The organism is Allostigmatella hybrida (assembly GCF_020103775.1).
Lineage (GTDB): Bacteria > Myxococcota > Myxococcia > Myxococcales > Myxococcaceae > Hyalangium > Hyalangium aurantiaca.
Genome location: NZ_JAHXBH010000014.1, coordinates 24,753 through 44,914 on the forward strand (window position 1 = coordinate 24,753; position 20,162 = coordinate 44,914).

The window sequence follows — 20,162 nt, forward strand, 5'->3', positions numbered from 1 at the left end:
GAGGGTTGACCGGCTGGCGCACCGCTTATATAGGGGGCGCCGCTCAACAGGAGCTCAAGGCCCATGGCGTCCCTTCGCGACATCCGCAAGCGCATCCGCTCGGTGAAGAACACGCGGCAGATCACCAAGGCCATGAAGATGGTGGCCGCCGCGAAGCTGCGCAAGGCGCAGGATTCCATCATCGCCGCCCGCCCCTACGCCCAGACGCTGGACCAGATCATCGCCGATCTGGCGGCCCGCTCCGGGGACCAGGAACTGGCGCACCCGCTGCTGGTGAGCCGCCCCGTCAAGCGCGCCGAGGTGGTGCTGCTGACCTCGGACCGTGGCCTGGCCGGTGGGTTCAACTCCAACGTCATCCGTCGCGCCAACCGCTTCATCTTCGAGAACAGCGGGCTGGAGCGCGTCCAGCTGTCCACGGTGGGGCGCAAGGGCCACGACTTCTTCCGCCAGCGCGGCCAGAACATCCGCAAGGACTACGGCGGCCTGTACCAGCGGCTGAATTACCTTGCCGCCCGGGAGATGGCCGAGGAGCTCACCGCCAGCTTCCTCAATGGCGAGGTGGACGCCGTCTACGTCGTCTACAACGAGTTCATCTCCGCCATCAGCCAGAAGATCACCGTGGAGCAGCTTCTCCCGCTCCAGAACTTCGCCCCGGCCGCCCCGGCGGGGACGCCGGCCGCCGCCACGGCCACCTCGATGGTGGACTTCGAGTACGAGCCGGACCGCCAGGCGGTGCTCGACCGGCTGGTGCCGCAGGCCATCTCCATCAAGCTGTACCGCGCCCTGCTGGAGAGCGTGGCCAGCGAGCACGGCGCCCGCATGAGCGCCATGGAGAACGCCACCCGCAACGCCAGCGACATGATCGCCGACCTGTCCCTGCACTACAACCGCACGCGCCAGGCCGTCATCACCAAGGAGCTGTCGGAGATCGTCTCCGGCGCCGAGGCCCTGAAGTAGGCCTCTTCCCCGCCGTGTGCAGGTGCCCGGGCCCGCCTACGCCGCTTCCGCGGCGATGCGGGCCCGAAGCTTTTCATCCGGCAGCCGTCCCAGCCCTGCCTTCATGTTGTCGCGCAGGTGGCTGGGCTTGGACGTGGCGGGGATCGCGCACGTCACGGCCGGGTGCGAAATCACGAACTTCAGCAAGAGCTGCGCCCAGCTCTCGCAGTCGAGCTCCGCCGCCCACGGGGGCAGGGGCTTGTGCTTGAGCCGCTGGAGCAGTCCCCCGCCCGCGAAGGGCCGGTTGGCGATGACGGCCACGCCCCGCTCGCGCGCGACGGAGAGCAGCCGCTGCTCGGCCTCCCGCTCTCCCACCGAGTAGTTGATCTGCACGAAGTCCACCTTCCGGGACTGGAGGAGCTTCGCCACCGCGTCGTGGGCGCTCGCCGTGTAGTGGGTGACGCCCACGTACCGGACGCGGCCCTCCTCCTTCCACGCCCGGAGGGTGTCCAGGTGCGTCGCGGCATCCACCAGGTTGTGGACCTCCATCAGATCCACGCGCTGCGCGCGCAGCTTGCGCAGCGAGTCCTCCATCTGCCGGATGCCCTCGGCCTTGCCCGAGGTCCACACCTTGGTGGCCAGGAAGAGCTTCGGCTGGAGGCCCGTCTTCACCGCCAGCGTCCCCACCACCTCCTCGGAGCGGCCGTACATGGGCGAGGAGTCGACGAGCGTGCCGCCCAGCGCGACGAACGTGCGGAGCACCTCCTCCAGCGGCGCCTGCTCCGCCGCGTCCGGGCCCACGTCGAAGGTCTGCCAGGTGCCCATGCCGATGACGGGCAGGGGCTCCTGGGTGCTGGGGATGGGGCGGGTGAGCATGCGGGGGGTCTCCGGTGGGGCGGCCCAGACCCGTCCCGCCGCCGTAGCGGCGAGGGTCAGGCCCGAGGCGTGGAGAAAGGCGCGCCGGTGGAATCGGCTCATCGAGGAGTCCTTGGAGGGGGGCAATAGCGGCTGCCCTCCTGCCCTCCAACCGCCATCCAGGCCCTTGAATTCTCCGGGAAAGGGCCGGGTTATAAGGAAAAGGGATGTGTGCCTCTCCCGGGCCGGGAGCAGTCCGCCGCAAGGCTTGACCCGGCCATAGCCCCCCGGTAAAGGGGGCCCGTTCCCCACCTTCGGGCCGATGTCAGAGTTAGCGGCCGAAACCGCCTTTCGCCAAAGAGGCAGACGAATTCCATGAGCGCTCAAGTTGCGACGGTAGGCAAGATCACCCAGGTCCTCGGTCCCGTGATTGACGTGGAGTTCCCGCCGGGAGGCCTGCCCGAGGTGTACACCGCCCTCAAGGTGACCAACCCCAGCATCAGCGCCGAGGCGGACAACCTCACCATCGAGGTGGCGCAGCACCTGGGCGAGAACATGGTGCGCTGCATCTCCATGGACTCCACCGAGGGTCTGGCCCGTGGCCAGGCGGTGAAGAACACCGGCGCCCCCATCCAGGTGCCCGTGGGCAAGGGCACCCTGGGCCGCATCCTGAACGTCATCGGCGAGCCGGTGGACGAGCGCGGCCCCATCACCTCCACGCAGACGTGGCCCATCCACCGCCCCGCGCCCACCTTCGTGGAGCAGGACGTGCGCGTGCAGGCCTTCGAGACGGGCATCAAGGTCATCGACCTGCTGGGGCCCTACACCCGCGGTGGCAAGATTGGCCTGTTCGGCGGCGCCGGCGTGGGCAAGACGGTGCTCCTGATGGAGCTCATCCGCAACGTGGCCAAGGAGCGCGGCGGCTTCTCGGTGTTCGCCGGCGTGGGCGAGCGCACCCGCGAGGGCAACGACCTGTACCACGAGATGCAGGAAGGCAACGTCATCAACACGAAGAACCTGGAGGAGAGCCAGTGCGTGCTGGTGTACGGGCAGATGAATGAGCCGCCCGGCGCCCGTGCCCGCGTGGCCCTCTCGGCGCTCACCATCGCCGAGTACTTCCGGGACATGGAGGGGCGCGACGTGCTCCTCTTCGTGGACAACATCTTCCGCTTCACCCAGGCCGGTTCCGAGGTGTCCGCGCTCCTGGGCCGCATCCCCAGCGCCGTGGGTTACCAGCCCACGCTGTCCACGGAGATGGGCGCCCTGCAGGAGCGCATCACCTCCACCAACAAGGGCTCGGTCACCTCCGTGCAGGCCATCTACGTGCCCGCCGACGACCTGACGGACCCGGCGCCGGCCACCACGTTCGCCCACCTGGATGCGACCACGGTGCTCAACCGCGCCATCTCCGAGCTGGGCATCTACCCCGCGGTGGACCCGCTCGACTCCACCAGCCGCATCCTCGACCCGAACGTCGTGGGGCCGGAGCACTACGGGGTGGCGCGCAAGGTCCAGGGCATCCTCCAGAAGTACAAGGAGCTCCAGGACATCATCGCCATCCTCGGCATGGACGAGCTGTCCGAGTCGGACAAGCTCACCGTGGCGCGCGCCCGGAAGATCCAGAAGTTCCTCTCCCAGCCCTTCCACGTGGCCGAAGTCTTCACCGGCGCCCCGGGGCGCTACGTGGAGCTGAAGGACACCATCCAGGGCTTCAAGGAGCTTGCCGAGGGCAAGCACGACGATCTGCCCGAGGCCGCCTTCTACATGGTGGGCAACATCAACGAGGCGATCGAGAAGGCCCGCAAGCTCGCCGCGGCCTAAAGCTCCCGCCTCCCCTGGAGGGGCTCCCATGCGCCTCACCCTGTCCCTGATGCTGCTGGGGCTGGCCCTGCCAGCCCTGGGCGCGGAGCGCGCCAGCAAGGCCCGCGTGAGCGCCAACGGCACCTTCAGCGTGCGGCTGGTGGAGACGGCGCCCGGCGAGTGCCGGGTGGAGATGCTCCAGGAGAGCGGCCTGCTATGGCAGTTCGCCGGGTGCATCGGCTCGGTGAATGACTTGTACTTCGCCTCGAACGACGGGGAGCGCGTCTGGGTGCTCCTGCCGCTCGTGGAGAAGGGCAAGCGCGCGGTGGTGGAGAAGCAGGGCCGCCGCAAGGTGCGCGTGCCGGCCTGGGCCAACGCGACGGTGGCGGTGCTGTACAACCGCTCCGGCGAGAAGCTGAAGGTGCTGCGGCTGCCGGAGCTCGTGGCCGCCAAGCAGTGGGGCGAGGTGCGGCAGATGCACGGCCACTTCAAGTGGCTGGAAGGGACGCTGGGCATCCCCGGCAAGGGCCCGCGCCTCACGGACGACGAGAAGGTGGAGTTCGAGCCGGTGGCGAGTAAGACCCAGCGGCTCTCATTCTGAATCAGCGGCACCCCGAGGAACGCATGGCCAAGCTGACCGTGGAGATTGTCACCCCTGAGAAGCGCATCCTGTCCGTGCAGGCCGACGAGGCCATCGTGCCGGGAAGCCGCGGCCTCTTCGGCGTGCGCCCCGGCCACGCGCCCTTCCTGTCGCTCGTGGAGCCCGGGGAGTTGACGCTCATCGACGCGGGCCGGCGCGAGTCCTTCTTCATCGCCGGTGGCTTCGTCGAGGTGGGCAACGACAAGGTGCTGGTGCTGGCCGACGGCGCCGAGCCCGTGGCGGGCATCGACGTGGAGGCCGCGCGCAAGCGCCTGGCCGAGGCGCAGGAGCGCCTCAAGGGCCTGTCCTCCGAGGACGCGCGGTACCTGGCCGAGCAGGCCACGGTGCGCCGCGAGACGGCGCGCATGAACGTCGCGGGCGGCCGCTAGGCCTCTTCCGGGCCCGTGGCCGTGTTCGAGCTCTTTCACCGCATCCCGGACCGGCCCTCGGCCCGGGTGCGCGTCTACATCGTCGACCATGCGCTCGAGGACCGTGTGCGTTTCCGCAACCTCGCCTTCGACGAAGTGCAAGCGGACTTCGCACGCCACGGTGGCCACACCTGTCCCGCGCTGTGGGATGGAACGCGCTTGCATGAGGGCGCGGAGGCGGTGCTCGCGCGATTGCAAGCGGTGGTGAATCTGGGGCGCGACAGCGACACGTAGCTTTGTGTGAGGCTTGCCCCGCGCCCGCCTCTTACGGTACCAAACCCGCCCTCCATTGCCTCGTGCGGTTGGCGCGGGGACGGCCCGGAAGAGGATGCGGATGCTCGACTTTGGCGTGCTGCTGGATTCGGCTGGTCCTCGTTCGAGCCTCGGCTAATCTCGCGCCCCCGATGCCGCTGACTCCCGCCGAGCGCCAGGACAGGTTTCATGCGGCGTTCCTGGGCCTCGCCATCGGCGATGCCCTGGGGTTTCCGCTGCGGGGCGTGCCGCCGGCGAGCCTCACGCGGCTCACCCACCTGGCGGATGACTTCTCCCCGCGTCCGCGCGGCAAGTTCGCCAAGGGGCAGTTCTCCGACGACACGCAGATGCTGCTGGCCGCCAGCGAGAGCGTCATCCGCGAGGGCAAGGTGGATGGGCGCAGCGCCGCGGCGCACTTCGCGTGGCTGTGGCAGGAGGGCGTCATCCTCCAGCCGCCCAAGGGCCTGTCCGAGGCGCTCCAGCGGCTCGCGGGCGGCGCGCCGTGGATGAGCGCCGGGGCGCCGCTGGGCCTCAAGTGCCCCTCGGTGCTCAGCCGCGCCATGGTGGTGGGCCTCTTCGAGGGCCGCCGCGCGCGCCTGCCGCACGACGCGGGCGTGCTCTCGGTGGTGACGCACAAGGACCCCACCTGCGCGGCTGCCGCGGCGGCCTTCGCGCAGGCGGTGGCGCTGGGCATGGAAGAGGAGGCGCTCACGGCGGCGGCCTTCTGCGAGTCCCTGGCGCTGGCCGCGGCGGTGCACGACAAGACGCTCGCGGAGGAGCTGCGGCACCTGCCCCGGCTGCTCACGTGGGATGTGTCCCGCGCGCTGGGCGCGCTGCGCAAGGTGGGCGTGCCGCGCTCGGAGCTCGACGGGGTGGAGGGGCTGCCGCCGCACGTGGTGCCGGTGCTGCTCACCTCGCTGTACGCGACGCTGAAGATGCCCCACGACTTCCGCGAGGCGGTGGCGCTGGTGCTGCGCTGTGGCGGCGAGGTGGACGTGGCCGCGGCGGTGACGGGCGCGCTCCTGGGGGCGCACCTGGGCACGCGCGCCCTGCCTGCCCGCCTGCGCAAGCAGGTGCTCTACGGGGAGAACCTGCTGGACACCGCAGACCGGCTCTTCCAGGCCCGCCAGGTGCGCGAGACGCTCGTCACCGCGCTGGCCCTGCACCGCCGGCGCTGAGCCTGGCTGCCCTCGGCGGCCCTCCCGCAGAAGGCGGGCAGGCAGGCAGCCCTCCTCCTGTATTTCCTGCGGACTTCTCCCTACACGGGGCGCTCCCCACCTTTGGCGCAGGCGGGGCACCGGGCGCGGCAAAGCGTGGACGGGGCTCCTGTGAAGCTGGGAGGCGGAGACGTGGACCTCGAATCGGAACGCTTGGAGCGAAGCCAACTGGAGTCTCTGACCACCGCCGAACTCATCCGGCACGCCTTCGCGGAGGCAAGGCTGCTGGTGAAGGCGGAGGTCCTGCATGCCAAGAAGGAGCTGCGGGAGGAAGTGAAGGCCGCCCGGACTGGCGGCATCCTGCTGGGCGCCGCCGGGGTGCTGGCGCTGTGTGGGGTGGCGGCCCTCTTCGTCGCGCTGGGGCTGGTGCTGCCCGTGGCCGCCCCGCTGGGGGTGCTGCTGGTGGGCGTGGCCATCCTGCTCATCGCGGGCGTGCTGGGCTGGGTGGGCGTGAAGAAGCTGCCCAAGAAGCCCCTCAACCATACCCAGGAGCGCCTCAAGGCGGACTTCGGCCTGGCGCGGGAGACCCTTCAATGAGCGAGCGTGATTCGATGGCGAAGAGCGGGCCCACGCACATCGTGTCCAGCAACAACGCGCGCGAGCAGGTGGAGCGCACCGCCGACCGCATCCGCGACGAGCTGCTGCTCACCCTGAGCGAGCTGGAGCGCCGGCGCGAGCGCGTCATGGACGTGCGCTACCACGCCTCCCAGCACCAGGAACTGCTCATCGGGCTGGGCGTCGCCGCCCTTGCGATGGTGGGCGTGGGGGTGGGCATCGGGGTGTGGCGCGCGCGCCACCGGCAACAGATCCTCGCGAAGAAGCGGCGGCTGGCGCTTCATCGCGCGTGGGAGCACCCGGAGCGGCTTGCCACCCGCGCCGAGCAGGCGCCCCTGAGCGTGGAGCTGGGGCGCAAGCTCGTCGTCATCTTCGGCTCGGCGCTGGCCACCGCGGTGGCCAAGAACGCCGTCCGGGGGCTCGTGCCCCAGCGTCAGGGCACGCCCGCGAAGCAGGCCTGAGGCTCAGGCCACCTGGTAGCGCGCATCGAAGGGGCTGCTGCCTTCGGTGCGCGTCACGCCATGGTCCGGGTTGGCCGCCAGGTGCTCCAGCACGTGGAACACCGTCTCCGCCTCGTCCGGGGCGCCAATGGCGGTGGCCAGCGCGTCCGCCGTCCCCGCCTGCCCCTTCTTCGCGCGCAGGTGGGACAGCAGCTTGCGCTGCAGCTCCAGCACGGTGCCGGCGGCCTTCTTGCCCGCCTCGACGCCCGGCTGGTGGTAGGCGTTGATGTGCACGAGCTGGGCGTAGAGCCCCACCGCGCGCTCGTACAGGGCGATGAGGGCCCCCAGCGTGCGCGCGCTCACGTCCGGTACGGTGAGCAGGATGGACTCGCGGTCCTTCTCGTAGAGCGCCCGGCGCGTGCCCAGCAGGAAGCCCACTAGGTAGTCGCCGCTGGTGGCGTCCTCCTCGACGGGCTGCGAGGGGCCTTGCCGGTCCTTGAGCACCTCCACGAAGGTGACGAAGAAGTTGTGAACGCCCTCGCGCAGCTGCTGCACGTAGGCGTGCTGATCCGTGGAGCCCTTGTTGCCGTAGACGGCGATGCCCTGGTTGACCACCTGGCCGTCCAGCGACAGCTCCTTGCCCAGCGACTCCATGACGAGCTGCTGGAGGTACTTCGAGAGCAGGAGCAGCCGGTCCTTGTACGGCAGGATGACCATGTCGCGGGTGCCCCGCCCCTCCCCGGCGTGGAACCACATGAGCGCGAGCAGCGCCGCGGGGTTGCGCGTCAGTTCGCGCTGCCGCGTCTGCCGGTCCATCTCCCGCGCGCCCGCGAGCAGCCCGTCCACATCCAGCCCCTGGAGCCGCGCGGGCAGCAGGCCCACCGCGGAGAGCACCGAGGTGCGCCCGCCGATCCAGTCCCACATGGGGAAGGTGCGCAGCCAGCTGTTCTTCTTCGCGTACCGGTCCAGCTCGCTGTTGTCGCCGGTGATGGCCACCGCGTGCGCGCCGAACTCGAGCCCGCGCGCTTTGTAGGCCCGCTCTGCCTCCAGCATGCCGTTGCGCGTCTCCTTGGTGCCGCCCGACTTGCTGATGACGAGCGTGAGCGTCTCGGGCAGCTTGTCACCCACCTGGGCGAGCACCCGGTCCATGCCGTCGGGGTCCGTGTTGTCGAAGAAGAACAGCTTCATCGGGTCCGAGGCGCCGCCCAGCGCGTCCGCCACCAGCTGCGGGCCCAGCGCCGAGCCGCCGATGCCGACGATGAGCAGCTGGGTGAAGCGCTCGGCCGTCTGCGGGACGATTCGCCCGGCGTGGATCTCCTCGGCGAACCAGTGCACGTCCGCCAGCGTGTCGCGGATGGACCGGCCGATGCCCGCCTCGGGCGACAGCTCCGAGGCCCGGAGCCAGTAGTGGCCCACCTGGCGCTTCTCGTCCGGGTTGGCGATGGCCCCCTTCTCCAGCTCCTCCATGGCATCGAAGGCCTGCTTCAGCGGCTCGCGCATCCGGTCCAGGAAGGCCTCGGTGAACTTCATCCGCGAGATGTCGAGCGAGAAGCCCAAGGATGGGCTGACACACAGATAACGCTTGTACCGCTCCCACAGCTCCCGCTGGCTCATCGTTCCTCCGCACACCGAGTTCCCCCGCTGTCCTAGCGCTTCGTCCCCACAGGGAAAAGGCGCCTGACGCGTTCCTCGTGCGGAGGTGGTGGCTTGTCCGACATGGGCCCCCATGCGGAAGGGGGCCGAACCCCGGATTTCAGGCGGAAAGGGTGTGCGCGGTGTTGTCCGGGGGACGTTCCGGTCCGGGCAGCCAGCCCGGGCCGTGGAAGACGCGGCCCAGCCGGGTGCGCAGGGGCTCGGCGCGCTGCAAGTCCTTCAGGATGGCGGCGTACTCGTGGAAGGCGATGTGCACCGGGTGGAAGGTGTGGATGTTCTTCGTCAGCCCGTACACCGGCCGCTCCACCTCGGGCTGGAAGGTGCCGAAGAGCCGGTCCCAGAGGATGAGGATGCCGCCGTAGTTCTTGTCGAGGTACTGCACGTTGGAGGCGTGGTGCGCGCGGTGGTGCGAGGGCGTGTTGAGCACCCACTCCAGCGGCCCCATCCGCCCGATGGTCTCGGTGTGGATCCAGTACTGGTAGAGCAGGCTGATGGACTGCGCGGTGACAATCATCACCGGGTGGAAGCCCAGCAGCGCCAGGGGCAGCCAGAAGGGCAGCCCCGTCATGGGCGTCCACGTCTGCCGCAGCGCCGTGGACAGGTTGTAGTGCTCGCTGGAGTGGTGCACCACGTGCGAGGCCCAGAAGAAGCGGCACTCGTGATGGACGCGGTGGAACCAGTAGTAGCAGAAGTCGTCCGCGAAGAAGAGCAGCACCCAGGCCCAGGGGCCGGTGCCCAGGCGCAGCGGCGTGAGCTGGTAGAGCGCCACGTACGCCGCGAAGGCGATGCCCTTCCAGCCGAGGTTGATGGCGAGGTTGCCCAGGCCCATGGAGAGGCTCGCCGCGGTGTCCTTCACCGTGTGGCCCACGAGCGGCCGGCCCTCGCGCTTCAACCGCCGGACGATGAGCCCCTCGGCCACGAGCGACACGAGGAAGAAGGGGATCGCCAGGACGATGAGGTCGGGGATGTGAAGCTCTTCCATGGGAGACCTCGCTAGGGGCGGATGCGCTGGTGTTGCCGGTGCCGGGTGAAGCTGCGGTGGACGAAGCGGACGAGCACCTGGCGCATTCGCGGCAGGGCCGGGTGGTGGGGCCGGGCCACGCGGGCGATGGCGCCGCCCTGCACCGCGTCGATGACCAGCTCGACGACGGCCTCGAAGTCCGGGTACTCGGCCGCCTCGGGAAACAGCCCGCGCGCCACGCGCAGGAGGTTGTCCCGGTGGGGGCCCTCCACGGTGGCGAGCGCCGCCTGGAGCTCGGGCTCCGTGCGGGCCGCCACGTACAGCTCGACGGCGGCGAGCATCTCCGGCCGCTCGAACACGGCCCACAGCATCTCTACCGCGGCGCCGATGCGGTCCCTCCCCCCGGGCAGCCCCGCGTAGCCGGCGAGGTAGTCCTGGATGAGGCGGGGAAAGAGGTGCTCGACGGCGGCCACCAGCAGCTCCGCCTTGGTGTCGAAGTGGGTGAAGACCGCGCCCTGGGAGACGCCCGCCCGCTTGGCGACCTCCACCGTGGTGAGCCGCGCGTAGCCCTGCTCGACCAGCACCGCGATGGTGGCGTCCAGCAGCCGCCGGCGCGTCTCCTCACGCCGCTCCTGCTGGGTGCGGCGCGCATGCGCGGGGGCTTCGGGGGATGCCTTTCGCGGGGGCATACCTGGACTGTAACGCGCAACTTAAAAAGTGACTAGTCACTATATGAGAAAAACGTTCAGGGTGCGGGGGACCCGGGGAAGGCGGCCTACAGCAGACGGGCGGACAAGGGCTGGGCCCGCCTGGCGGTAGGCCGGCCTGGCGCGAGCGGGAAAATCACATGGAATAGGCTCGGGACTTCCCTCCGTTGAGAGGCGGCCCTACACATGATCCTTTCAACCCTCCTGGTCCTTGCGTCCGTTCCAGCGGTTTCCCCCAACACCCTCTCGGAGGTCCCTGAAGTTGGTGTCCCGTTTGCCTGTGGGCGTATCCACACGGTGAGCCAGGGACATGACACGGGTAGCCACAAGCACAACGACACCTATGCGTGGGATTTCCGGATGTCCGAGGGCACGCCCATCGTCGCCGCGAAGGATGGCGTGGTGCGCATGGCGCGCGGGGACAGCACGGAAGGGGGCTGTGACGAGAAGTTCGCGCCCCAGGCCAACTACGTCGTCCTCTCCCACGCGGACGGGCTGGAGACGCAGTACCTGCACTTCAGCGCCGTGGTGGTGACGCCGGGCGAGCAGGTGAAGCAGGGACAGCTCATCGGCTTCTCGGGCGCGACGGGCTGGTCGTGCGGTCCGCACCTGCACTTCAAGGTGGCGCGCCAGGTGGGCCGGGGGTGGAACAACCCCTCCATCCCCGCGCGCATCGTCGGCTACGGAGACCCGGTGCGCGACACGCGCGTGGCCGCGCCGCTGTGCCGCGAGTCGCGTGACTCCATGGTGGCCTCGCAGGACCGCAGCCGCGCGGGCGAAGCCGTCGTGGCGCTGTCACCGGCGGAGCAGGCGCAGCAGGCCGCGGGCAGCGTCCCGCCCGGGGCGAAGGCTCTCCTCGACAGCCTCTCCGAGGCGCCCGCCCAGGGTGGCGAGGGCCTGCGTAAACCGGTCCTGCCCCGCTCGGTGAGCGATACGGCCAGCGCCCGCGAGACTCGCTGAGGCGAGCAGCGCCCCGGCGCCCGCGAGCAGCACGAAGAGCGCGCCCGCGTTGAGGAAGTAGTCCCCGCCCAGCAGTGGGCCCTCGACGTAGGCGCGCACCACGCGGTAGCTCACGTGCCCCAGGAGCGCGAACAGGGGCAGGTTGATGAGCGGCAGCACCGTCCACCGTGCCACCCGCCACCAACCCGCCACCGCCTCGGCGATGGCCGTGGTGAGCGTGTAGCGCCACGTCTGCGCGCGCGCCGCCTGAAGCTCCGCGAGCAGCGTCTGGGTGTCGGGCAGCCCGAGCGTCTCGGGGGCAAGCCCCTGGGCATGCGCGAGCGAGCGCGCCTCGGTGAGCGCCGCCCTCGCGGCGGCCTCCACCGTCAAGTCGTCCTCGAAGGGTTCCACCACCCGCGTCTCCGCGGCGCGGGCCCGGGTCCTGTCCCGCACGGCATCCAACGCCGTGGACGCCGCCGCCACCGCCAGCCCCACGGGCAGGCTGCTCCGCGAGAGCAGGGCCGCCGCGCCCATGCCGCCCGTTCCCCAGGGAGACAGCCGGAGGCCCCATGCCGCCGGGCCCCAGAAGCGGCTCGCGGCCTGGCGGCGCACCTCCGTGCCGAGGTGCCCCTGGGCCAGCGTCAGCCGCGTGGCGAAGTCCTGGCGCAGCCCTTCCGCCGCCCGGCCGAGTCCCGCCTCCAGGGAGGCGCGGGTGCGCGACAGCACCCCTTCGGTCTCCTGGAGCGCGGCGTCCACGCGCGTGGCCACTTCCTCCAGGGCGCCGAGCGCGTTGCTGCGGCGCACCCGGGTGGCCACCGCCTGGGAGGCCAGCTCCCGGAGGTGGAAGAGGAAGGTGCCGAACTCTCCTGAAACATCCTTCCCCTCGCGCGCGGCCCGGGCGCTGATCGCGAACGCGGGGAGCTGCTCCTGGGCCAGGCCATACTGCTCGGAGGCCAGCCGGCGCGCCTGGGCCTTGAGCGTCTCCCGCGACTCCGGTGACTGCTCGTCCGCGAAGTTGATGAGCAGCACGAGTGCCCGGCGCCGCGCGAACTCAGCGAGGAACTCCACCTGGGTGGCCTCGGCCACGCTGCCCCGGTGCATCACCACGAGGGCGACATCCGCCAGCTCCAGCGCGGTGCGGGCCACCTCCCGGTGCGCGGTGGCCACGCTGTTGAGGTCCGGCGTGTCGATGAAGACCTGCCCGCTCCACAGCCCGTGGGCGCTGGCCGCGTAGCGCACGATGGAGAGGCCCGCGCGCTCCAGGGGGCCCAGCTCCGCGTCCGTCGGGGCGAAGACGGTGGCGGCGGTGCTGGTGGGGCGGTTCTCGCCCTCGCGGGCGAGGGCTTGTCCGGCCAGGGCATTGAGCAGGGTGGACTTGCCCGCGCCGGTGGCCCCCACGAGGGCGACGGTGAGGGGCGCATCCTTGCGCGCCACCCCCCGGGCATAATCTTCGCGCAGCCGCTCCAGCCGGACGGCATGCGGCGCCAGGGCGGGCAGCGTCAGGGCGCTGGTGAGCAGGCGGCGGAGGGCTTCAGGGTCGGGCAGGTTCGTCTCGTCCACGCGGGGGGAGCCTCACCGAGACGCCTGCCCAAGGCCAGCACTGGATGCGGCGAGGTTCCTCCACCGTGCACTCGGAAGGGGGCCACGGTGACGTCCGATTCTGGCGAGCGGCCCGCCCGGGGATACGGTTAATTGCAGCGCATGGACTCCCTCGAACCGCCAGACCCGGACCTCTGTTACCGCGCGCTCGTGGGGCGGGATGCGCGGTTCGACGGCCGCTTCTTCGTCTGTGTCCGGACCACCCGCATCTACTGCCGGCCGGTGTGCCCCGCGCGGACGCCGAAGCGGGAGAACTGCACCTTCGCGCCCAGCGCGGCCGCCGCCGAGGCGCTGGGGTTCCGCTCCTGCTTGCGCTGCCGTCCGGAGGCCGCGCCGGGAACACCTGCTTGGGCGGGCACCGAGGCGAGCGTGGCCCGGGCGCTGCGGATGATCGACGAGGGCGCGCTCGATGAGGGCTCGGTGGGACAGCTCGCCGCACGGCTCGGCATCGGTGAGCGGCAGCTCCACCGGCTCTTCGTGCGGCACCTGGGCGCGAGCCCCCAGGCGGTGGCGGGCAACCGGCGGCTGCTGGTGGCCAAGCAGCTCCTCACCGAGACGGGGCTGCCCTTGAGCGAGGTGGCGGCGGCGGCGGGCTTCCAGAGCCTCCGCCGGTTCAACGACGCCCTGCGGACCGCCTACGCGCGCAGCCCGAGCGAGCTGCGCCGCGTCTCCCGCGCCGCCCCTGCCCAGGCCTCCGCGGCCATCTGCCTGCGCCTGGGGTATCGGCCGCCGTTCGACTGGGAGCGGGTGCTCGCCTATCTCGCGGGCCGGGCCATCCCGGGCGTCGAGGCGGTGGCGGAAGGTGCCTACCACCGGACCTACCGGCTCGGCGGCAGCGAGGGAGTCCTCGGCGTGTCCCACCAGCCCGGGCACCGGGCGCTGTCGGTTCGAATCGAGGGAACGGGGCCGCTGCCCGTGCGCCAGCTCGTGGCGCGGGTCCGCAGGCTGTTCGACCTGGACGCGGACCCCGCGGCGCTCGCGGTGGCGCTCGGGAAGGACCCTGTGATGGGCCCCCGGCTCGCGCGGGCGGGTGGGGTGCGTGTGCCGGGGGCGTTCGAGCCCTTCGAGCTGGCGGTCCGCGCCATCCTGGGACAGCAGGTGTCGGTGAAGGGGGCCACGACGCTCGCGGGGCGGGTGGTGGCGCGGTGTGGCACGCCGGCCTCCTTCGCACGCCAGGGCCTGACCCATTTCTTTCCTACCGCCCCCGCCCTGGCCGAGGCGGACCTGTCGGGGCTCGGGCTCACGGGAGGACGCATCCTGGCGGTGAAGGGGCTGGCAGCCGCCTGTGCCGAGGGCACCTGTGAACTGAAGCCCGGCGCGAGCCTGGAGGACAGTGTGGCTCGGCTCGTCACGCTGCCCGGGATTGGCGAATGGACCGCGCACTACATTGCCCTGCGCGCGCTGGGGGAGCCCGACGCCTTTCCCGCGTCGGACCTCGCCCTGCGCAAGGCGGCGGGCGGCGGCACCCTGTTGTCGCCGCAGGTACTTGAACGGATGGCGGAGGCGTGGCGGCCCTGGCGGGGCTACGCGGCGCTGCTGCTGTGGACCGAACCCCAGGTGGACCTGGCCGCGAGCACCGCCGCCTGAGTCCGGAGGAGTCACACATGAAACATCTCAAGACCGAGGCGCTGGCGACGGTGCGCCTTCAAACCCCCATTGGCGCGCTGCGGCTCGTGGCGAGCGGCGAGGGCCTGTGTACGGTGTTGTTCGCCGAGGATCCCCGGGAGCTTCCGGAAGGCAGCGGCTCCGGGAGCGCCCGCACGCACCTGGACCGTGCCTGCACGGCGCTCGACGCGTACTTCACCGGTCGGCGCAAGACGTTCGAGGGCGTCACGCTGGCGGCCCAGGGCACGGCGTTCCAGCACGAGGTGTGGCGTGCCCTGAGCCTGCTGCCCTTTGGCGAGACGGTGAGCTACGCCCAGCTGGCGAAGCGGATCGGCCGGCCTGCGGCGGCACGGGCGGTGGGGCTGGCGAACGGACGGAATCCCATCCCCATCATCGTGCCGTGTCATCGCGTGATTGGAGCCAACGGCGCGCTCACGGGCTTCGCCGGAGGCCTTCCCACCAAGAAATGGCTCCTCGAATTCGAGGGGGCCTTGCCCCAAGGTCTGGCGTTCCCTCCAGGGAACCGGCCCTGAAAGGAGAGCGCCAAGGACCCGGGGAAACCGCTCAGGGCACGTGGGCCTGATTGGCCTGGGCGTCGTAGGTGCAGCCCAGCGGCGTGTGCGAGTAGGGCCTGCCGACGTGCAGCTCCACCCACGTGGTGTCCGGGCCCGTCACGCGTGCGGGGCCCGCGATGGCCCGGGTGTAGCCCCGGACGTTGCGCGCGGTCAGCTCACACTGCTTGCGCGCCATCGCCAGGCGCAGGTGGGGCGCATCGCTCTCCGTGCCCGTGGCTTCGGCTTCGGCGTTCTGGCCCGTGGTGGCACGGGACGGTTGCTGCGCCGAAGTCGAGGCACATGCCTGCAAGCCCAGGCCCAACACTGCCGCGAGACCCAATGCTTCCTTCCGCCATGCAAAGGACACGTCAACCTCCTGCGCTGTTTTGTCGATGGTTGGAGGAAGAAGTAATCCCAGGGTGAGAAGGGCGCTTCCCCATCGGCTCGAAACGTTGAGTTTCTTCGTACTGAGCGACAGCAGTTTTCGTGATGACGGGAGGAGGCCCCTGGCGAGAGATGAAAACGCCTCGCGCCAGGAGTCCTTCACACCGGCTTACTTCCAGGTGTCGGTGCGTGTCGCGGAACCGGAGGCAGGGGTGGTGAAGAGGCGGTTGGCGCCGCTCTCCCACGTGACGTTCCCGTTGCCGTCCTTCTTGATGTACTTGTACTCGATGGCCGTCGAGCCCGGCAGGCTCACCGTCCCGCTCCACGCGGGGTAGTTGGCCGGGGACAGGGCGACGGCGGCCGCGGGGCTCCAGGCGCCGAGCGCGGCGACGTTGCCCAGCACGTACACGTTCTGTCCCACCCCGGTGCTCGCCGTCACGGTGAAGGTGACGGTGGCCCCGGTGCTGCTCGTCGTCACGCTCAGGGCGGCGCTGGCCGAGGAGAGGTTGCCCGCCGTGTCCCGGGCGCGCACGGTGTAGCTGTAGGCGGTGCCGGTGCTCAACCCGGTGTCCGTATAGCTGGCGGCGGTGGGCGCACCCACCAGCGCGCCGTTCCGGTACACGTTGTAGCCCGCGATGCCACTGGAGTCGGTCACTGGGCTCCACGTGAGAGACACGGAGGAGGCCGTCTTGGAGGCCACCGCCAGGCCCGTGGGGGCGGAGGGGCCGGTGACGTCACCCGACGGCGCGCCCGCGGTCACGGTGCCCGCGCTGAACGTGTGCGTGCCGGCGGGGATGAAGTAGTTCAGCCCGCCATTGTTGTCCCAGGTGCCGCTGCCGTTGTTGAAGACGGCCTCGAGCTGCGTGGCGGAGCCCAGGTTGACGGTGAACTTCGCATGGCCCGCTACCTCCGCGTCCGGCATGGCCACACCCGGTGCAACGGTCCACGTGCCGCCCGCGGGGCGGTAGTGGAGGTATGGGGTGGTGAAGCCCTTCTTGTAATAGAGGGTGACGGTGTTGCCGGAGCTGGTGGTGACACTCAGGGCACTGCTGGCCGCCGAGGTGTTGCCCGCCGCATCGCGCGCCCTCACGGTGTAGCTGTAGGCGGTGTTCGCGGCCAGGCCACTGTCCGTATAGGTGGTGCCCGTGGACGTGCCCACCTGCGTGGTGCCCCGGAAGACGAGGTAGCCCGTCACGCCCACGTTGTCCGCAGAGGCCGCCCACGCGATCGTGATGGTGGAGGCCGTCTTGGAGGGCGAGGTGAGGTTGGACGGGGCGGACGGCGACGTCGAGTCCACCACGGGGGCCCCGGCGGTGATGACGCCCGCGCTGAAGGTGGAGGTGCCGGTGGGGAAGAAGTAGTTGTTGCCGTTGTTGCTGTCCCAGGTGCCACTGCCGTTGTTGAAGACGGCCTCGAGCTGCGTGGCGGAGGCCAGGTTGACGGTGTACTTCGCATAGCCCGTCACCTCCGCGTCCGGCATGGCCACGCCCGGGGCGGCGGTCCACGTGCCGCCCGCGGGGCGGTAGTGGAGGTACGGGGTGGCGAAGCCCTTCTTGTAATAGACGGTGGCGGTGTTGCCCGTGAGGGTGGTGACACTCAGGGCGCTGCTGGCCACCGAGGTGTTGCCCGCGGCATCCGCGGCCTTCACGGTGTAGCTGTACGCGGTGCTGGGCGAGAGCGAGGTGTCCGTAGAGGAGGTGCCCACGGGCGCGGCGATCTGCGAGCCGTTGCGGTACACGTAATAGCCCGCCACGCCGTAGTTGTCGGTGGCGGCCGTCCAGCTCAGCGTCACCGAGGAGCTCGTCACAGCCGAGGCGCTCAGTCCCGTGGGGGCGGAAGGTGCGGTGGTGTCGGGAGGCTGGGTGGTGACACTCAGGGCGGCGCTGGCCGTGGAGGTGTTGCCCGCCGCATCGCGCGCCTTCACGGTGTAGCTGTAGGCGGTGCTGGGAGTGAGGCCCATGTCCGTGTAGCTCAGCGTGGCGCTGGTGCCCACCTGGGTGCCGTTGCGGAAGAGGACATACTCGGTCACCGCCACGTTGTCCGTGGCGGCGCTCCAGGAGAGTTTCACGGAGCGGTCCGTGCGCGTGGCCGAGAGCCCCGTGGGGGTGGAGGGCGCGGTGGTGTCCACCACGAGGAACGGGTGCGTGCCAGCGATGGCGCCGTTGGCGTCCTCAAGGTACTTGCCGCCCACCAGGTTGTACCGGCCGGCGCCCACGTAGACGGATTGAATCTCGCTGCGGGTGACGTTGCCACGGCTGTCGGTGGCCTCGATGTAGTAGTCGAGGAGCTGGTCGCGGTAGTTGCCGAGGTACGTGTAGTAGAGGTCGCCGATCTCCTGCGCGGGCACCTTGGCCATGACGGGCAGGTAGGCCGGCTGCCACGCGACGCCGTTCATGACGGGCTTCAGGTCGCGCCGGGTCATCGGGTAGTCCACCCAGGCGCTCACGCGGCTGGTGTCGATGTGGGGCACGCCCGCGGCCTTGAGCGCCGCCGGCTCGTACACCTTGTGGGTGTTGTCCGAGGCGTCGATGAGCTTGGCCGCGTGGGTGCGGATGCGGACCTTGATGTTGGACAGGCCGCTCACGTCATAGGCGTACGTGTAGACGGCGAAGGTGTTGTTGAAGTGGTGGAGCGTCCAGCCCTCGGACTTGTCCGTGTTGGCGCTGCCGGGGTTGTAGGGCCAGCGCTGCGGCCACCACACGGACGGGCCGGTGCGGTCCTGGGCGAGCCGGTCCTGCACGTAGGGCTTGGAGAAGTAGAGCGACTGGTTGAAGGCCAGCGTGGGCTTGACGTTGTCGTCCTGGTTCTCGTCGTAGTAGCCGAAGCCCGAGTCCATGGCGGGCAAGAGGAAGTACCAGGACAGCTCGGCGGGGTTGGCGCCTCCGGCCCAGTCGTTCGCCGCATCGCCCTTCACGGGGTAGGAGAGCATCCACGGGTTGAGCTGGTTGCCCGCGTGCGTCACCTGGCTGTCCAGGGCGGTGGTGGGCTTCCAGTGGTTGGGGTGCGCATCGAGCCAGATCTGCTCGGCGGTCTTCGCGTAGTTGAGCGCGGCCTGGAGCAGGGCGAAGTTGCGCTCCAGGTAGTGCCAGCCGTGCTCCAGCGACACGGTCATCCCCTCCTGCACGCCGCTGAGGTTCGTCTTGGGCGCCAGGTTCAGGCCGGTGGCGGCGTTGAAGGCGGGGAACTGGCCCTTCCAGATGCCCAGCGGCAGCTTCCAGTGGTGCCATTGGGGGTCGCTCGAGGAGTCGCGCGTGTCCACCCAGGAGCCGTCCTGCACGTGGACCACGTCGGTGGAAACGGGCAGGTGGGCATTCAGGTACTCGCTGATGCCCATGCACTGCACGCCCGCGGTGCAGGTGACGCTGCGGCCGTTGTACCAGGTGCTGTCCGAGCCGGCCCGGCCGCCCGAGTTGTCGCCGTCATGGGCGATGACGAAGAACTGCCGCTGGGGGACGAGCCCCTCGAAGCTCCTGAGGCCCACCACGTCCACGGTGGCCTCGCCCTCCCAGCCCTCCAGCCAGGAGCCGTTCTGGTTGACGGGGATGCCCACCACGCGCGACTCGGCACCGGTGGCGGGGTCCACGTAGCGCACCCAGTGCGGGGTGGAGGCAAAGGGGTACTTGTTGCGGATGGTCTGCTGCTCGTGCGCCATCTGCAGGCTCACCCAGCTGCCCACGTTGCTCGTGTTCTGGAAGTCCGCGCGGTTGGGCGGGGAGACGAGCGTGTCCGAGCCGGGCTCGTTCAGGAAGGGGTAGTCCCGGAGGGTGCGCGAGAAGTGGTTGTCGCCGATGACGGACCACTGGATGCCCAGCTTGGCCAGCGTGGGGATGAGGCGCTCGGAGAAGCCGAGCTCGGTGGGGAAGAAGCCCTTGGAGGACTGGAAGTCCCCGCCCAGGAAGTAGGGCTGCGCCAGGGTAGCGCTCTGGTAGATGAGATCCTTGAGGAAGTACTCCGGGCCCACCAGCGGCCCCATGGAGTGGTGGCCGGTGAAGTGGATGAGGTCCAACGTCCGGTTTCCCGCGGGCGTGCGCAGGCTGTTGTACTTGTCGCGCCAGGGCGAGCCCCAGGCCGTGTTGTCGTAACCCGGCACGTTCTTGAGCGTGGTGAGATCCTGCACGTTGTTCACCACGGCGCCGGACATGGTGACGTGGACCTGGCCGGTGGGCGCGTTGGTGCGCATGTCCTGCGCGACGGCGTAGGGCCAGTACAGGTACGCGCCCGTCTTCGCGTTGTGGGAGTAGTAGGTGACCAGGTCGTCGTGCGGCATCGGCGCGCCCGACGGCAGGTAATAGGTGTAGTTGGACGGAGGGCTCTTCTTCAGGTTGATGACCTGGGCGTCGTACGCGTAGCGGATGGGGCCGCCCACGGGCGTCGCGGCGTACTGGGTGACGTCGTAGTACGGCCAGAAGTTGGGCATGTGGTTGTGGTACACGTGCGCCGCTGCGGGCTGGCCCCAGGCTGGGGCAGCCTGGAGACAGACCGCGGCCAGGGCGAGCAGCGCCCACTGCTTCAATCGGTGCATAGAGGGGGTTCCTTGCCGGGGCGTGTCGCCCACGTGGAGGGTTCTCGGCCGTTGTACCCCGGTTGTTTCGCAACGGTGCCATCCCGGAGCTCATGGCGTGCCTCGTCATGGCGCC

17 protein-coding genes and 1 pseudogene are annotated in these 20,162 nt (G+C 70.2%); 11 read left to right on the forward strand and 7 right to left on the reverse strand.

The features are described from left to right. The first annotated feature begins 63 nt into the window (after positions 1–63). Positions 64–957 carry an ATP synthase F1 subunit gamma gene (atpG, locus tag KY661_RS21060; protein WP_225411923.1) on the forward strand — a complete coding sequence of 298 codons (894 nt, stop codon included), beginning with the start codon at positions 64–66 and terminating at the stop codon, positions 955–957. Between the two features lie 36 nt (positions 958–993). Here the strand turns inward: atpG and KY661_RS21065 are convergent, their stop codons facing one another. Beyond that, the gene (locus KY661_RS21065; protein WP_225411924.1) at positions 994–1,914 is read right to left on the reverse strand and encodes an aldo/keto reductase; all 921 of its coding nucleotides are present in this window, start codon (positions 1,912–1,914) and stop codon (positions 994–996) included. A gap of 252 nt (positions 1,915–2,166) precedes the next feature. Here KY661_RS21065 and atpD point away from each other — a divergent pair, with 252 nt between their 5' ends. The 7 genes from atpD (at position 2,167) to KY661_RS21100 (ending at position 7,144) form a co-directional block, all read left to right on the forward strand. After that, complete coding sequence (gene atpD, locus KY661_RS21070; protein WP_075006660.1) at positions 2,167–3,612, forward strand: F0F1 ATP synthase subunit beta; 1,446 nt, start codon at positions 2,167–2,169, stop codon at positions 3,610–3,612. Between the two features lie 28 nt (positions 3,613–3,640). Continuing rightward, on the forward strand, positions 3,641–4,192 hold the full coding sequence (locus KY661_RS21075; protein WP_225411925.1) for a hypothetical protein: 552 nt from the start codon (positions 3,641–3,643) through the stop codon (positions 4,190–4,192). Between the two features lie 23 nt (positions 4,193–4,215). Continuing rightward, positions 4,216–4,620 (forward strand): F0F1 ATP synthase subunit epsilon, encoded by a 405-nt coding sequence (locus tag KY661_RS21080; protein ID WP_075006658.1) that lies wholly within the window; start codon positions 4,216–4,218, stop codon positions 4,618–4,620. 21 nt (positions 4,621–4,641) lie between these two features. After that, a complete protein-coding gene (locus KY661_RS21085; RefSeq protein WP_225411926.1) occupies positions 4,642–4,893 on the forward strand; it encodes a hypothetical protein in 252 nt (83 codons plus the stop codon). A 170-nt stretch (positions 4,894–5,063) separates the two neighbouring features. Beyond that, positions 5,064–6,089 carry an ADP-ribosylglycohydrolase family protein gene (locus KY661_RS21090; RefSeq protein WP_075006656.1) on the forward strand — a complete coding sequence of 342 codons (1,026 nt, stop codon included), beginning with the start codon at positions 5,064–5,066 and terminating at the stop codon, positions 6,087–6,089. Positions 6,090–6,260: 171 nt separating this feature from the next. Beyond that, the gene (locus tag KY661_RS21095; protein ID WP_225411927.1) at positions 6,261–6,665 is read left to right on the forward strand and encodes a phage holin family protein; all 405 of its coding nucleotides are present in this window, start codon (positions 6,261–6,263) and stop codon (positions 6,663–6,665) included. Then, positions 6,662–7,144 carry a hypothetical protein gene (locus tag KY661_RS21100; protein ID WP_225411928.1) on the forward strand — a complete coding sequence of 161 codons (483 nt, stop codon included), beginning with the start codon at positions 6,662–6,664 and terminating at the stop codon, positions 7,142–7,144. Before KY661_RS21095 ends, KY661_RS21100 begins: the two co-directional genes overlap by 4 nt. Before the next feature lie 3 nt (positions 7,145–7,147). Here the strand turns inward: KY661_RS21100 and KY661_RS21105 are convergent, their stop codons facing one another. The 3 genes from KY661_RS21105 to KY661_RS21115 all read right to left on the reverse strand — a co-directional run bounded on the left by KY661_RS21105 (position 7,148) and on the right by KY661_RS21115 (position 10,426). Further along, positions 7,148–8,737, reverse strand: a complete 1,590-nt coding sequence (locus KY661_RS21105) for a glucose-6-phosphate isomerase (protein ID WP_225411929.1) — start codon at positions 8,735–8,737, stop codon at positions 7,148–7,150. A gap of 139 nt (positions 8,738–8,876) precedes the next feature. Further along, the gene (locus KY661_RS21110; RefSeq protein WP_225411930.1) at positions 8,877–9,758 is read right to left on the reverse strand and encodes a sterol desaturase family protein; all 882 of its coding nucleotides are present in this window, start codon (positions 9,756–9,758) and stop codon (positions 8,877–8,879) included. A gap of 11 nt (positions 9,759–9,769) precedes the next feature. Then, positions 9,770–10,426, reverse strand: a complete 657-nt coding sequence (locus KY661_RS21115) for a TetR/AcrR family transcriptional regulator (protein WP_075006652.1) — start codon at positions 10,424–10,426, stop codon at positions 9,770–9,772. A 378-nt stretch (positions 10,427–10,804) separates the two neighbouring features. Here KY661_RS21115 and KY661_RS37320 point away from each other — a divergent pair. Beyond that, positions 10,805–11,014: pseudogene (locus tag KY661_RS37320) on the forward strand (M23 family metallopeptidase); the annotation flags it as partial. A gap of 225 nt (positions 11,015–11,239) precedes the next feature. On the opposite strand, the gene KY661_RS21125 reads toward KY661_RS37320, so the two are convergent. Beyond that, positions 11,240–12,943 carry a GTPase gene (locus KY661_RS21125; RefSeq protein ID WP_225411931.1) on the reverse strand — a complete coding sequence of 568 codons (1,704 nt, stop codon included), beginning with the start codon at positions 12,941–12,943 and terminating at the stop codon, positions 11,240–11,242. 141 nt (positions 12,944–13,084) lie between these two features. Between KY661_RS21125 and KY661_RS21130 the strand changes: the two genes are divergently transcribed. Further along, on the forward strand, positions 13,085–14,569 hold the full coding sequence (locus KY661_RS21130; protein ID WP_225411932.1) for a DNA-3-methyladenine glycosylase 2: 1,485 nt from the start codon (positions 13,085–13,087) through the stop codon (positions 14,567–14,569). A gap of 17 nt (positions 14,570–14,586) precedes the next feature. Further along, complete coding sequence (locus tag KY661_RS21135; RefSeq protein WP_225411933.1) at positions 14,587–15,120, forward strand: methylated-DNA--[protein]-cysteine S-methyltransferase; 534 nt, start codon at positions 14,587–14,589, stop codon at positions 15,118–15,120. A 31-nt stretch (positions 15,121–15,151) separates the two neighbouring features. On the opposite strand, the gene KY661_RS21140 is transcribed toward KY661_RS21135, so the two are convergent. Both KY661_RS21140 and KY661_RS21145 read right to left on the reverse strand, forming a co-directional pair. After that, positions 15,152–15,508, reverse strand: coding sequence for a hypothetical protein (locus KY661_RS21140; protein ID WP_225411934.1), 357 nt, complete (start codon positions 15,506–15,508; stop codon positions 15,152–15,154). A 186-nt stretch (positions 15,509–15,694) separates the two neighbouring features. Beyond that, entirely contained in the window at positions 15,695–20,047 is a 4,353-nt protein-coding gene (locus KY661_RS21145; protein WP_225411935.1) for a carbohydrate binding domain-containing protein, read from the reverse strand. Between the last annotated feature and the right edge of the window lie 115 nt (positions 20,048–20,162).

Excerpts from the sequence above, each read along its gene's own strand:
- KY661_RS21130 (WP_225411932.1), top strand. The coding sequence starts at position 13,085 with ATGGACTCCCTCGAACCGCCAGACCCGGACCTCTGTTACCGCGCGCTC.
- KY661_RS21080 (WP_075006658.1), top strand. The coding sequence starts at position 4,216 with ATGGCCAAGCTGACCGTGGAGATTGTCACCCCTGAGAAGCGCATCCTG.
- KY661_RS21100 (WP_225411928.1), top strand. The coding sequence starts at position 6,662 with ATGAGCGAGCGTGATTCGATGGCGAAGAGCGGGCCCACGCACATCGTG.
- atpD (WP_075006660.1), top strand. The coding sequence starts at position 2,167 with ATGAGCGCTCAAGTTGCGACGGTAGGCAAGATCACCCAGGTCCTCGGT.
- KY661_RS21115 (WP_075006652.1), bottom strand. The coding sequence starts at position 10,426 with ATGCCCCCGCGAAAGGCATCCCCCGAAGCCCCCGCGCATGCGCGCCGC.
- KY661_RS21110 (WP_225411930.1), bottom strand. The coding sequence starts at position 9,758 with ATGGAAGAGCTTCACATCCCCGACCTCATCGTCCTGGCGATCCCCTTC.
- KY661_RS21145 (WP_225411935.1), bottom strand. The coding sequence starts at position 20,047 with ATGCACCGATTGAAGCAGTGGGCGCTGCTCGCCCTGGCCGCGGTCTGT.
- KY661_RS21090 (WP_075006656.1), top strand. The coding sequence starts at position 5,064 with ATGCCGCTGACTCCCGCCGAGCGCCAGGACAGGTTTCATGCGGCGTTC.
- KY661_RS21075 (WP_225411925.1), top strand. The coding sequence starts at position 3,641 with ATGCGCCTCACCCTGTCCCTGATGCTGCTGGGGCTGGCCCTGCCAGCC.
- KY661_RS21105 (WP_225411929.1), bottom strand. The coding sequence starts at position 8,737 with ATGAGCCAGCGGGAGCTGTGGGAGCGGTACAAGCGTTATCTGTGTGTC.
- atpG (WP_225411923.1), top strand. The coding sequence starts at position 64 with ATGGCGTCCCTTCGCGACATCCGCAAGCGCATCCGCTCGGTGAAGAAC.
- KY661_RS21065 (WP_225411924.1), bottom strand. The coding sequence starts at position 1,914 with ATGAGCCGATTCCACCGGCGCGCCTTTCTCCACGCCTCGGGCCTGACC.
- KY661_RS21135 (WP_225411933.1), top strand. The coding sequence starts at position 14,587 with ATGAAACATCTCAAGACCGAGGCGCTGGCGACGGTGCGCCTTCAAACC.